This window comes from Streptomyces sp. NPDC012794, assembly GCF_042901085.1.
Taxonomy (GTDB): domain Bacteria; phylum Actinomycetota; class Actinomycetes; order Streptomycetales; family Streptomycetaceae; genus Streptomyces.
On sequence record NZ_JBIBCI010000001.1, the window covers coordinates 612,897 to 625,367 of the forward strand.

Genomic DNA, 12,471 nt, shown 5'->3' on the forward strand with positions numbered 1-12,471 from the left:
CGCCCAGCTGGTCGACGCGGTCCTGGCCGGGGCGTACGGCCCCGGCCCCGCCCACGAGCGGATCTCGCTCGCCTTCACGACCGTCCAGGCCGTCCGGCACGAAGGGCGCAGCGGCGGCTACCGCAACGAGGTGCTCAGCCTGCGGCTCGCCGCGGCCGTCGGATCCTGCGCGGTCGAGCCCGGAACGCTGCCCCGAGGCGCCCTCGACGACTGCGTGGGCGCCACCGTCGCCGACCTCCTCGGCCACTCGCTCCTGCCGGTGCGGATCGCGGCGCTCGACGCCTACCTGGCCCACGTCCGCCCGCACACGCCGGACAACGGCGCCCGCCCGTACCCCCTGCCGGCCGGCAGCTCGCTCAGCCGGTCACGGGCCCGGGCCCGCGCCGTCGTCGACCTGCTGCCCGCCGCACCCTCCCCGCCGGGCGGGGACCGGCCGGTCCTGGTGGTCGGAGTGGTCAACTCGCTCCTGGAACAACTGCGCACGCGGGGCCTGGACTACCTGCCGTGCGACCTCAAGGGCGGCACCACCGAGTGGGGAGAGCCGGTCCTCACCGACACGGCCGCACACCTGGAACGCTGCGGCGCCGTCCTCGCCTCCGGCATGACCCTCGGCAACGGCTCCTTCCAGACCCTGCTCGACCACAGCGCCGCGACCGGGAAGCCCCTCGTGATGTTCGCCCAGACCGGCAGCGCCGTCCTGCCCCGCTTCCTCGGAGCCGGGGTGAGCGCGGTGTCCGCCGAGCCGTACCCGTTCTTCTGGCTCGACGGCGGCCCCGGGGTCATCCACCGCTACGGAGGCCGTCCATGACCCTCGCTCCGCCCGTGCACCGGTCCCGGTCCGCCGCCAACCCGGACCTCCTGCCCCTGCTGGGGCGCACCCCCGTCGCCCGCGTCCACACCGACCTGCCCCACCCCCACCCCGGATTCTGGGCCAAGCTCGAATGCCTCAGCGCCGGCGGGATGAAGGCCCGCGCGGCGATGTCCATGCTCACCGGCGCCCGCAGGCGCGGCGAACTGCGCCCGGGAGCCCCGGTCGTGGAGTCGACCTCCGGCACCATGGGCATCGGGCTGGCCTTCGCCGGACAGGCCCTCGGCCACCCCGTCATCCTCGTGGGGGACACCGAACTCGAGGCCTCCATGCGCCAGTTGCTGCGCACCTACGGCGCCCGCCTGGAGCTCGTAGACCGCCCGGCGCCCCAGGGCGGCTGGCAGGCGGCCCGCATCGCCCGGCTGCGCGAGGTCCTGGCCCGCACCGAAGGCGCGTACTGGCCCGACCAGTACAACAACCCCGACAATCCCGCAGGTTACCGCTCCATGGCTGCCGAGTTCATCGCGCAGCTCGACCACCTGGACGTCCTGGTGTGCAGCGTGGGCACCGGCGGGCACAGCGCCGGGCTGGTCGGCCCGCTGCGCGGCCGCTGGCCCCGGCTGAAGGTCATCGGCGTCGACTCCGTCGGTTCCGCGATCTTCGGGCAGCCCGCCAGGCCCCGCCTGATGCGCGGGCTCGGCAGCAGCATCCACCCCTCCAACGTCCGCCACGGGGCGTTCGACGAGGTGCACTGGGTAGGTGCCGCCGAGGCCGTCGACGCCTGCCGCCGGCTCGCGCGCGGCAGCTTCGTCAGCGGCGGCTGGAGCACCGGAGCCGTCGCCCTGGTCTCCGCCTGGGCCGCCAGGGCCGAGCCCGGCGCCGTCGTCGCCACCGTCTTCCCCGACGGGCCGCACCGCTACCTCGGCACCGTGTACGACGACGACTTCTGCCGCGCCCAGGGCCTGACCGCCACCGCACCGGCCACCCGGCCGCTGGAGATCCCGCACCCGCGTGCGGCCGAGGCCCTCGGCTGGACCCGCTGCCGGACCGTCGTCGATCCCGCCACCGTCCCCGGCGGCGAAGCCCGCGCCCCTCGCGTTCCGGCCCCCGGAGGTGCCGTATGAGACTCACCTGCCACACCGCCTCGCTCGAACTGGCGGAACCGCTGCGCATCTCCCGCTCCGTGATGGCGCGCCGCGACGCGGTCTGGGTCTGCCTGGAACACGGCGGGCTGCGCGGCTGGGGGGAGGCCGTGAGCAGCGTCTACCTCGGACTGCCCGCCGACCGCATCCTGCGCCGCCTGAGCGCCCTGCGCCCGGCGCTGGAGCGCCTGCCGGACCCCGAGACCGCCTGGGCGGAACTCGCACCCGCGGGCCCCCTGGGCGCGGAACTGCCCGCGGGGGTCCTCGCCGCCGTCGAGTCGGCCGTACTGGACCTCGTCGGCAAGCGGGCCGGCGAACCCGCGCACCAACTGCTCGGCAGTCCCCTGCCGCCGTCCGCGGTCACGGCACGCACCATCGGCATCGTCGCGCCCGTCACCGCCGCCGCCCAGGCGAGCCGGCTCGCCGGGAGCGGCTTCACCATCCTGAAGGTCAAGGCCGGATCACCCGACCCCGCCGAGGACCTGGCCCGGATCGAGGCCGTCCGCGCCGGAGCGCCGGACGCGGACCTGCTCCTCGACCCCAACGGGGCCTGGACCGAGGACCAGGCCCACGCCCTGCTGCCCCGCTTCGCGGCCCTCGGCGTCACGGCCGTGGAACAGCCCGTCGCCGCCGGACAGCCCGATGCCCTGGCCCGGGTCGCCACCGCCTCCCCGATCCCCGTGATCGCCGACGAGGACGCGGTCACCTACGAGGACGCCGCCGCCCTCGCCGGACGGGTCCACGGGGTCAACGTCAAGCTCGCCAAGTGCGGGGGCGTACGGAACGCGCTGCGCATCCACGCCGCCCTGGACGGCAGCGGCACGGACCTCATGCTCGGCTGCCTCACCGCCAGTTCGCTCGGCATCGCGCCCGCCGTACACCTGGTGGACCGGGCGCGCTGGGTCGACCTCGACGGACACCTGCTCCTCGCCGACGACCCGTGGTCCGGCATCGGCGGCACCGGCGGCACCGTGGCCCCCTCCCCGCGCGGCGGCCTGGGCGTGCTGCCCCGCGCCGCCATACCCGTGGGCGCGGGACGATGAGAACCCTCGCCGCGGTGCGCGGCTTCCCGCCGGCCGTGCGGCTCCTGCTCGTCAACCAGCTCGGCGTCAACATCGGCTTCTACCTGCTCATCCCGTACCTCGCGACCCACCTCAAAGACGACCTCGGACTGTCGGCGGCCGTGGTCGGCCTCGTCCTCGGCCTGCGCAACCTCAGCCAGCAGGGGCTGTTCCTGATCGGGGGATCCGCCGCCGACCGCCTCGGCGCCCGCGGCGTGATCATCGCGGGCTGCGGCCTGCGCACCCTCGGCTTCGCGCTGTTCGCCCTCGGCGACGCGCTGCCCGTGCTGATCGCCGCATCGGTGCTGAGCGGGCTGGCCGGTGCCCTGTTCAACCCCGCCGTGCGGACCTACGTCGCCCAGGAGTCCGGCGACCGCAAGGCCGAGGCCTTCTCCCTGTTCAACGTGTTCGCCACGGCGGGCGCGCTGATCGGGCCGCTGCTGGGGAGCCTGCTGCTGTACGGCGGCTTCCGGGTGGCGGCGCTCACCGCGGCGGGGGTGTTCGGGCTGCTCACCCTCGCGCAGGCCGCGGTCCTGCCCGCCCGGAGCGTGCCGCGTCCGGCCGGCTCCGTCCTCGGCGACTGGCGGGAGGTCACCGGCAACCGCCGCTTCGTGGCCTTCTCCCTCGCCATGGTCGGCATGTACGGCATGGAGAGCCAGCTCTACCTGCTGCTGCCGCACGCCGCGCGGCAGGCCACCGGCTGGGCGGGATCGGTGGGGTTCGTCTTCGTCGTCGGGACCCTCGCCAGCCTCCTGATGCAACTGCGCATCACCCGCGGGCTGACCGCGCGGGGCGGCGGCCGGGGCCGGTGGATCGCCGCCGGGCTGGCCCTCGGCGGGCTGGGCTTCGTACCGCCGATGCTGACGGCGGCGGCCACGGGGACCCATCCGGCACTGCTGCTGCCGGTCCTGGCGGGGGCGCTGCTGCTGTCCCTCGGATTGATGACCGCCCAGCCGTTCGTCATGGAACTCATCCCCGCCTTCGGCCGCGCGCAGCTCACCGGCACCTTCTACGGCCTGTTCTACGCGGTCTCCGGAGTGGCCGCCGCGGGCGTCGGCGCGGGCGTCGGCTGGGCCATGGACGCCGTCACCCGCGGCGGCCCGGCCTGGCTCCCGTACGCCTGCTGCACGGCCCTCGGCCTCGCCTCGGCGACGGCCGTCACCGCGTTGCACCGCCGCGGGGCCCTGCCCCGCCCCCCTGCCCCCGCGGCGGACCCGGCCGCCGCCGAAGCCCCCGACCCCCGCCCCGCGCACCCCCGCCCCCCGGAAGCAGACACCCCGGGCCCGCCACCGGGCGCGGCACCCGCCGCCCCCGCACGGCGACCCCAGTCCCCTGAGCGAGACCAGATGAGCACCGGAAACCTCCTCACCGACCACCCCGAGCTCTACGAAGAGCGCTTCCCCGACCCCGACCGCGTCGCCGCACGCTGGGCCGAGGACACCCTGCGCCGGCACGGCGCGGGAACCCGTGTCCTGGACCTCGGCTGCGGCACCGGCCGTGACGCGGCCTGGCTCCACCACCACGCCGGACGCCAAGTCACCGGAGTCGACACCGCGCAGGCCATGCTCGCCCACGCCGGCCGCAGCCACCCCGGCCCGGACTACCGCCGCGCCGACATGCGGGACTTCGACCTCGGCCGCACCTTCGACGCCGTCCTCTGCCTGGACAGCGCCCTGCTCTACTGCCACAGCAACGAAGAACTCGCCTCCTGCCTCGCCGCCGTCCGCCGCCACCTCGACCCGGGCGGACTGCTCATCGCGGAGATGCGCAACGGAGCCTTCTTCCTCGGCAACACGGAACTCCTCGACGGGCCGCGCACCGCCTCCTTCGCGTGGCGCGGCACCACCCACACCTCGCACACCACCCTGTGGATCGACCACGGCGCCCAACTCCTGCGCCGCCGCCGCACCTGGACCGCTGCCGACGGCACCCCGTCGAGTGCGCGGCAGGAGCAGCACTCCGCCTGGCGGCTGCTGTTCCCCCAGGAACTCCGGTACTTCCTCACCACCGCCGGCTTCGAGGTCCTCGACCTGTACGACCGCCCCGGCCCCCGGACCGAACCGGCCTGGCGCGAAGGCGACGTACCGCACACCACCGTCGCCTCGGACCGCCTGCACCTCGTCGCCCGGCTCGCCCCCAGCCCCAACCCGCCGCACAGCAACGGAGAAGCACCGTGACCCACCACCGCGCCGGCCTCGCCCGCCGGGGATTCCTCCTCGCCACCGCCACCGCCCTCGCCCTCACCGCCGGCTGCGCCGCCGACACCGGCGGGACCGCCGACAAGGGGAACGCCGCCGGGACCGGCAGCCCCAAGCGGGGCGGCACGCTGCGCGCCGCGTTCGCGGGCGGCGGGGCGAACGAGACCCTCGACCCGCACGCCGCCAACCTGTTCGTCGACGCCGCCCGGGCCAAGGCCCTCTACGACAAGCTCGCCGACTTCGGCGCCGACCTCGCGCCGGTCCCACGGCTCGCCGAGCGGTGGGAGCCCAACGAGACCCTCGACACCTGGAAGATCACCCTGCGCAAGGCGTCCTTCCACGACGGACGCCCCGTCACCGCCGAGGACGTCCTCTACAGCTACCGGCGGATCGCCGACCCCAAGGGCACCTTCCGGGCCAAGGCCTCCCTGGAGCCCATCGACCTCGCCGCCAGCCGCGCCCTCGACCCGAACACCGTCGAGTTCAGGCTCAAGCGCCCCTACGCCGAATTCCCCAACGTCCTCGCCGCGTTCGGCGCCCACATCGTCCCCAAGGACACCACCTCCTTCGACAGGCCCGTCGGATCCGGCCCGTTCACCTTCGCCTCCTTCACCCCCGGCAAGTCCCTCGTCGTCAAGCGCAACGACGCCTACTGGGAGGGCGCACCCCACCTCGACCAGGTCGAGTTCGTCGTCGCCACGGAGGAATCGGCCCGCACCAGCGCCCTGCTCGGCGGCCAGGTCCAGTACGCCCACGAACTCAGCCCGGCCACCGCCCGCACCCACGAGGGCAAGGGAAAGATCGAGGTCGTCCGGCTGCCCGGCAGCTCCATGCAGGGCTTCGTCATGAAGACCGACCGGCCGCCGTTCGACGACAAGCGGATCCGCCAGGCGTTCTTCCTCATCGCCGACCGCAAGGAGCTCGTCGACGGTGCCCTGTCCGGCGCCGGCGAGACCGGCAACGACCTCTTCGGCAAGGGCTACCGGTACTACGCCTCCGACCTGCCGCAGCGCACCCAGGACCTCGACCGGGCACGCGCCCTGCTGAAGGAGGCGGGCGCCGAGAACCTCAAGGTCACCCTGGACACCGCCCCCGCCGCCACCGGCTTCGTCGAGGCCGCCGGGATCTTCAGGGAACAGGCCGCCAAGGCCGGGGTCACCGTCGACGTCAAGGTGGGCAACAAGGACACCTACTGGAAGGACATCCTGGACAGCGGCACCTTCGCCTCCTACCGCTCCGGCGCCATGCCCATCGAGTCGCACGTCTCGCAGCGGCTGCTCACCGGCTCCACCACCAACGCGACCAAGTGGCGGCAGAAGGACTTCGACGACCTGTACCAGCAGGCCCAGTCCACCCGCGACGAGAAGGAGCGGGCCGCCCTGTACGAGCGGATGCAGCGCCGCCTGCACGACGAGGGAGGCTTCCTGATCTGGGGCTTCGCCGACTGGATCGTCGCCACCGCGCCCTCCGTGCGCGGCGTCTCGGGGAAGGCACCCGCCAACACCCTCGACTGGGCCCGCTTCGACAAGCTCTGGCTCGCGTGACCCGGCACCTGAACTGGGCCGGCCGCCGTCTGCTCCTCGGTGTGGGGCAGACGGCGGCCGTCGTGCTGTTCGTCTTCGTCCTCACCGAGGCACTGCCCGGTGACGCGGCGGTCGCCCTGGCCGGCGACCAGCCCGACCCCGAGCGCATCGCCCGGATCCGAGCGGCCCTGGAGCTGGACCGGTCCGCCGCCGAACGGTTCCTGGACTGGGCCGGCGGACTCCTGAGGGGCGACCTCGGCACCTCCCTGGTCAGCGGCCGGCCCGTCGCCGGCTACCTCACCGGCGGTCTCGGGCCCACGGTGACCCTCGCCTGCGCCACCCTCGCCGTACTCCTGCCGCTGTCCGCGGGGCTCGGCGTGCTGTGCGCCCGTCGCGAGGGCGGCCCGCTGGACCGGACCCTCAGCGCGTTCACCCTGGCCGTGCACTCCGTCCCCGAGTTCGCCCTCGGCGTGCTGCTGGCCACCCTGTTCGGACTGTGGCTGGGCTGGCTGCCGCCCACGGCCGTCGGCGCGGACCCGCTCACCGAGCCGGCCGTGCTGGTCCTGCCCGTCCTGGTGCTCGTCGCCCGGCCCGTCTGCACCATCAGCCGCCTGGTCCGCGCCGGGATGATCGACGCGATGGCCTCGCCGTACGTCGCCCAGGCCCTGCGCTACGGCGTCGGCGGCGCCCGGGTCCGCTGGACGCACGCCCTGCCCAACGCCCTCGCCCCGGCCGCCCAGCAGCTGGCCCGTACTTGCGACTGGCTGCTCAGCGGGGTGATCGTCGTGGAGGCCCTCTTCGTGATCCCGGGCCTGGGGACCGTGCTCATCGACGCCGTCGCCGCCCGGGACGTGCCCGTCGTCCAGGGCATGGCCGTCGTCTTCGGCGTGGTCACCGTCCTGGCCAACCTGGGGGCCGACCTCGTCGCCCGCCGGTTCGCCCCCCGCGCGGAGGTGATCGCGTGAGGCGCCCCGCGTCCGGATACGCCCTCGCGGTGGGGCTCATCGCCGTGCCCCTGCTGCTGGCGGCCCTCGGACCGCTGTTCGCCGGACCGGCCGGCCCGCGCTCGGTGTCCTTCGAGTCCGGTGCCGGGCACTGGCTGGGCACCGACTTCTCCGGCCGGGACGTCTGGCGGCAGGTCCTGCTCGGCGGCCGCTCCGTGGTCCTCGTGGCACTCGCCGCCACCGTCCTCGCCTACCTGGTGGCCGTCCCGCTCGGGCTGACAGCCGCGCTCACCGGCCGCCCCTGGCTGGAGGAGATCCTCATGCGGCCCCTCGACGTGCTGATCGCCGTCCCCTCGCTCCTGCTGGTGCTGCTGGTGGCCGCGACCCTCACCCCGGGCCCGGCCGGCCTGGCCGTCCTCGTCGGCCTGGCCGCCGTACCGGACGCCGCGCGCGTGGTGCGTGCGGCGGCGGCCGAGGTCTGCGCCCGGCCCGCCGTCGAGGCCCTGCGGATGCAGGGCGAGTCCTGGTGGCGCACGGCGTTCGGCTATGTGCTCCGCAGCATGCGCAGGACCCTCGCCGCCGACGCCGGGATCCGGCTGACCGGGGCCCTGTACCTGGTCGCGACGGCGGCCTTCCTCGGGATCGGCGTCGAACCGGACGCCGCCGACTGGGCGGTGATGGTCGACCGCAACCGGACGGGCCTGTTCCTCCAGCCGTGGGCCGTGGTGGTGCCCGCGCTGCTCATCGCGGCCCTGTCGATGGGCACCAACCTGCTCTTCGACGCCGCACTGCGCACCGGGCCGAAGGCCGCCGGGAAGGGAGACCGAGCATGAACCCGGTAGCCGAACTGAAGGGTCTGCGGGTGGAAGTGGCCGGCAGCACGCTGGTCGACGGGGTGAGCCTCACGGCGCGCGCCGGGCGGATCACCGCCCTGGTCGGGCCCTCGGGCAGCGGCAAGAGCACCACCGGCCGCGCCCTCCTGGGCGAGTTCCCCGCCGGCGCCCGGATCGACGGCCGGATCAGCACCCCCGGCCCCGGCTCCGTCGGCTACGTGCCCCAGCACCCCGCCGCCGTCCTCAACCCCGCCCGCCGGGCCGGAGCGCTCCTGCGGGACATCGCCGCCCTGCGGGGCGGAACCCGCCGCGAGATCCGGGACCGCGTCGAACACGCCCTGCGCCTGGCCCGGCTGCCCGACCCGGAGACGGTGCTGCGCCGCTACCCCCACCAGCTCTCCGGGGGCCAGCAGCAGCGCGTCGTCATCGCCCAGGCACTGCTCCTGGGAGCCGAGGTGATCGTGGCCGACGAACCCACCACCGGCCAGGACCCGGTCACCAAGCAGGGCATCGTCGAGGCGCTGGCCGGTGTCGCCCGGCAGGGCATCGCCGTGGTCCTGCTGAGCCACGACGGGGACGTCGTACGGCGACTCGCGGACGACGTGGTCGTCCTGCGGGCCGGCCGGGTCGTGGACCGGGGCCCCGCCGACGAGGTGCTGCCCGCCCCCGCGCGGCCCGTGCTCCCCGGGCCGCGGGCAGCCCCCCGGCCCGCCGCCGCCAGGATCGCGGTACAGGAGGTGACCGCCCGCCACCGTACGGCGCACGGCACCGTCGCCGTCCTGCACGGCGTCACGCTGTCGGTCGCGCCGGGGGAGTGCCTCGCCGTGACCGGCCGGTCCGGCAGCGGCAAGACCACCCTGGGCCGCTGCCTGTCCGGCCTGCACTCCGCGTACGACGGTGCGGTCCTGCTCGACGGGGTCCCCCTGCGGCGCGGTCTCCGCGCCCGCACCCGCGCCGAACTGGCCGCCGTGCAGTACGTGTTCCAGGACCCCAAGGCGGCCTTCGACGAACACCGGCCCGTCCTCGACCAGGTCGGCCGCACCGCCGTCCGGCTGCGCGGCGCCGACCGGGACACCGCCCGCCGGGCCGCCGTGCGCACCCTGGGGGAGCTGGGGCTGGCCGAGGACCTGACGCTGCGCCGCCCGGGCGCGCTCTCCGGCGGCGAACTCCAACGGGCGGCCCTGGCCCGGGCCCTGCTGGCCGCGCCCGCGGTCCTGGTCTGCGACGAGGTCACCTCGGGACTCGACGCGGCGACCCGTGACGCCATCCTCGCCCACCTCGCCGGGCTGCGGGACCGGGACGGGCTGAGCCTGGTGTTCATCACCCACGACCGGGCGGCCGCCGAGGCCCTGGCCGACCGGACCGCGGTCCTCGACGCCGGCCGGCTGGTCCCCTCCCGGTAGCCGTCGGCCCCGCATCGTTCCGGCGGCCGGGACGGCCCGTCACGCGGAACCGGCCCGGGGAACCCTCCCCGGCGCTACGCGGGGGCCGTCATGGCCGTGGGGTCGCCGCGCAGGGCGAGCGAGGCGGAGTAGCGGCGCAGCAGCAGGACGGCGGTGGTGGCCAGGCCGGTGAGCAGGCCGAGCCAGATGCCGAGGAGGTCGAGGCCGAGCGCGTAGGCGAGGAGCCAGGAGGCGGGCAGCCCGACGGCCCAGTAGCCGATGACGGTGATGCGGAAACCGCTCTTGGTGTCGTCGAGCCCCCGCAGGAGTCCGACCCCTATGTTCTGGGCGCAGTCGAAGAACTGGAGGAAGGCGGTGACGACCAGCAGCTGGGTGGCGATCGTCAGGGCCTGCCCAGAGCCGGGTCCGGAGTCGAGGAAGGGGGCCAGGACCAGACCGGGGAGCGTCAGGTAGAGGACGCCGACGGCGGCCATGACGGCGGCGGCGCAGGCGAGCGCGGTGTTCTTGATGCGCCGGGCGTGATCCGTGCGGCCCAGCGCCAGTTCGCGGCTGACGTTGATCGAGGCGGCGTGCGAGAGCCCGACGGCGACCTGGAAGACGATGTAGACGAGCTGGTTGACGGCCGTGTGCGCGGCGAGGGCGTCGGGGCCGAAGGAGCCTGCCATCAGCGCGGTGATGGAGAAGAACCCGGCTTCGGAGCCGTAGGTGGCGGCTATGGGGACGCCCAGTGCGACGAGGCGCCTGACGGTGGCCGGGTCGGCCCTGAAGACGTTCGGCGTGAGCAGTGGCGCCAGCTCGCCGTCCTTCCTCGCGGAGAGGTACAGGGCGGTGAACGACAGGAGGTAGACCGTCGAGGTGGCGACGCCGATGCCGGTCAGACCCAGCCGGGGCAGACCCCATGTGCCGTGGACGAGGACCCAGTTCAGGCCCGCGTTGACGGCCACGGACGCGAGGGTGATCCGGAGCAGGCCCTGCGGGCGGCGCATGCCGACGGTGAACTGGCGGACGGCCTGGAACCACAGGCAGGGCAGCAGGCCGGGGGCGAGGGCGAGCAGCATCGTCCGGGTGCGCTCGACGACCGCGGCGTCCTGGCCGAGCCAGATCAGCGCCTGGCCAAGGAGGACCATGAGGACGGCGCCGGCCGTCCCCGCGAGCGTGGCGACGGCCAGGCTCGCGCGGACGATGCCCCGGACCTCCTCGTTCGCCCCGCCCCCTCCGACCGCCCCTCCGCCGTCCGCCCCGCCCTCGCCGGCCCGCTCGGCTCTGGCCGCGGCGGCGGCTATCTGGTTGCCCACGGCGGTGACCAGGCCGACGCCCATGGTGCGGAGCTGGTTGAAGATCACGAGGGCCAGGCCGCCGGCGGCGAGCTCCTCGGTCCCGAGGAAACCCATCATCACCGTGTCGGTGGTCGTCAGCGCGACCTGCGCGAGCTGGGTGAGGACGAGGGGCACGGCCAGGGAGGCCAGTGCGCGGCTGTCGCGGAGGAGGGTGGTCAGCATGAGTCAGGATCACCGCTTCCTGCGGAGTTTGGTGAGGAGTTCGTCGATCTCGCGCTCCGCCTCGGTGTCGAGGAGGCCTCGTTCCCGCATCCACGCGTCGTCGAAGACGGTGTCCATGTACTTCTCACCGCCGTCGTTGACGAGGGCGACCATGGTGGTGCCCGGGGGCAGGGCGGTCAGACGGGTCAGCGCCTCGTACACGACGCCGCCGGCGGATCCGCCGATGAGCAGACCGGTACGGGCCACCGCGCGGCAGGTCGCGAAGGCCTCGACGTCGCCGACCTTGACCCCTTCGTCGATCAGGTCGAAGTCGACGAGGGCACCGATCTCCGCGCCTTCGGGAGTGCCGGTGCCGGACTGGTAGTAGTCGTGGGCCGGGCCGCCGAAGGCGATGGACCCCTTGGGCTCGACACCGATGACCGTGAAGCCGGACATCAGCTTGCGCAGCTCCCGGCTGGTGCCGCACAGGGCGCCGCCGGTGCCGACCGCGCCGATCAGGACGTCGAGCCCGCCGTCGAGCGCCTCGTGCAGTTCGTGCGCCACGGGGAAGTAGCCGACGCCGTTGGCGGGGTTGTTGTGCTGCTCGGTGAAGACCGTGTTGTCCCGGCCGCGGGCCAGTTCCTCGGCGAGTTCCTCACGGGCGGCGGTGGCGAGCTCGCCGGTGCCGGCGTCGGGAACGTGGACGAGTTCGGCGCCCAGGGCCTTCATGGTGCGGAGCTTGTCCGAGCAGGCGTGGTCGTCGACGACGGCGGTGAAGGCGTAACCGCGTTCGGCGGCGATCACGGCGAGTCCCAGACCGGTGTTGCCCGAGGTGGACTCGACGACGCGGCCCCCGGGGCGCAGCTCGCCGGCCCGCTCGGCCGCGTCGACCATCGCACGGGCCATACGGATCTTCGCGGTGCCGGTCGGGTTGAACATCTCCAGCTTCAGCAGCAGGCGGCTGCCGGTCCCCGTGGCGGCGAGTTCCAGCAGGGGGGTGCGGCCGATCAGGTCGGACACTCGGGAGACCACGGCGGGGCGCTGAAGTGCTCCGGGCATCGAAAGCTCCTGTGAGGGGGAG

General features: G+C 74.6%; 10 protein-coding genes and 1 pseudogene. 9 read left to right on the top strand and 2 right to left on the bottom strand.

Annotated features, from left to right (window positions below; all coding sequences use genetic code 11):
* Positions 1 to 7: 7 nt before the first annotated feature.
* The 9 genes and pseudogenes from ACFY7H_RS02800 (at position 8) to ACFY7H_RS02840 (ending at position 9,912) form a co-directional block, all read left to right on the top strand.
* Positions 8 to 808, top strand: a complete 801-nt coding sequence (locus ACFY7H_RS02800) for a Rossmann-like domain-containing protein (RefSeq protein WP_388932277.1) — start codon at positions 8 to 10, stop codon at positions 806 to 808.
* Positions 805 to 1,932, top strand: coding sequence for a PLP-dependent cysteine synthase family protein (locus tag ACFY7H_RS02805; RefSeq protein WP_388932063.1), 1,128 nt, complete (start codon positions 805 to 807; stop codon positions 1,930 to 1,932). Before ACFY7H_RS02800 ends, ACFY7H_RS02805 begins: the two co-directional genes overlap by 4 nt.
* Positions 1,929 to 2,993 (top strand): dipeptide epimerase, encoded by a 1,065-nt coding sequence (locus ACFY7H_RS02810; RefSeq protein WP_388932066.1) that lies wholly within the window; start codon positions 1,929 to 1,931, stop codon positions 2,991 to 2,993. Before ACFY7H_RS02805 ends, ACFY7H_RS02810 begins: the two co-directional genes overlap by 4 nt.
* A pseudogene (locus tag ACFY7H_RS02815) lies at positions 2,990 to 4,231 on the top strand (MFS transporter); the annotation flags it as partial. The gene ACFY7H_RS02810 and the pseudogene ACFY7H_RS02815, both read left to right, overlap by 4 nt.
* 126 nt (positions 4,232 to 4,357) lie before the next feature.
* On the top strand, positions 4,358 to 5,188 hold the full coding sequence (locus ACFY7H_RS02820) for a class I SAM-dependent DNA methyltransferase (protein WP_388932280.1): 831 nt from the start codon (positions 4,358 to 4,360) through the stop codon (positions 5,186 to 5,188).
* On the top strand, positions 5,185 to 6,753 hold the full coding sequence (locus ACFY7H_RS02825) for an ABC transporter substrate-binding protein (protein WP_388932069.1): 1,569 nt from the start codon (positions 5,185 to 5,187) through the stop codon (positions 6,751 to 6,753). Before ACFY7H_RS02820 ends, ACFY7H_RS02825 begins: the two co-directional genes overlap by 4 nt.
* The gene (locus ACFY7H_RS02830) at positions 6,741 to 7,697 is read left to right on the top strand and encodes an ABC transporter permease (RefSeq protein WP_388932283.1); all 957 of its coding nucleotides are present in this window, start codon (positions 6,741 to 6,743) and stop codon (positions 7,695 to 7,697) included. Before ACFY7H_RS02825 ends, ACFY7H_RS02830 begins: the two co-directional genes overlap by 13 nt.
* Complete coding sequence (locus ACFY7H_RS02835; RefSeq protein ID WP_388932072.1) at positions 7,694 to 8,509, top strand: ABC transporter permease; 816 nt, start codon at positions 7,694 to 7,696, stop codon at positions 8,507 to 8,509. Before ACFY7H_RS02830 ends, ACFY7H_RS02835 begins: the two co-directional genes overlap by 4 nt.
* Positions 8,506 to 9,912: an ABC transporter ATP-binding protein gene (locus ACFY7H_RS02840; protein WP_388932075.1), complete on the top strand. Its 1,407-nt coding sequence runs from the start codon at positions 8,506 to 8,508 to the stop codon at positions 9,910 to 9,912. The genes ACFY7H_RS02835 and ACFY7H_RS02840 overlap by 4 nt, the downstream gene beginning before the upstream one ends.
* Positions 9,913 to 9,986: 74 nt before the next feature.
* On the opposite strand, the gene ACFY7H_RS02845 is transcribed toward ACFY7H_RS02840, so the two are convergent.
* Positions 9,987 to 11,411 (bottom strand): MATE family efflux transporter, encoded by a 1,425-nt coding sequence (locus tag ACFY7H_RS02845; protein ID WP_388932077.1) that lies wholly within the window; start codon positions 11,409 to 11,411, stop codon positions 9,987 to 9,989.
* Positions 11,412 to 11,420: 9 nt separating this feature from the next.
* Complete coding sequence (locus tag ACFY7H_RS02850; RefSeq protein ID WP_388932079.1) at positions 11,421 to 12,449, bottom strand: cysteine synthase family protein; 1,029 nt, start codon at positions 12,447 to 12,449, stop codon at positions 11,421 to 11,423.
* Positions 12,450 to 12,471 lie beyond the last annotated feature (22 nt).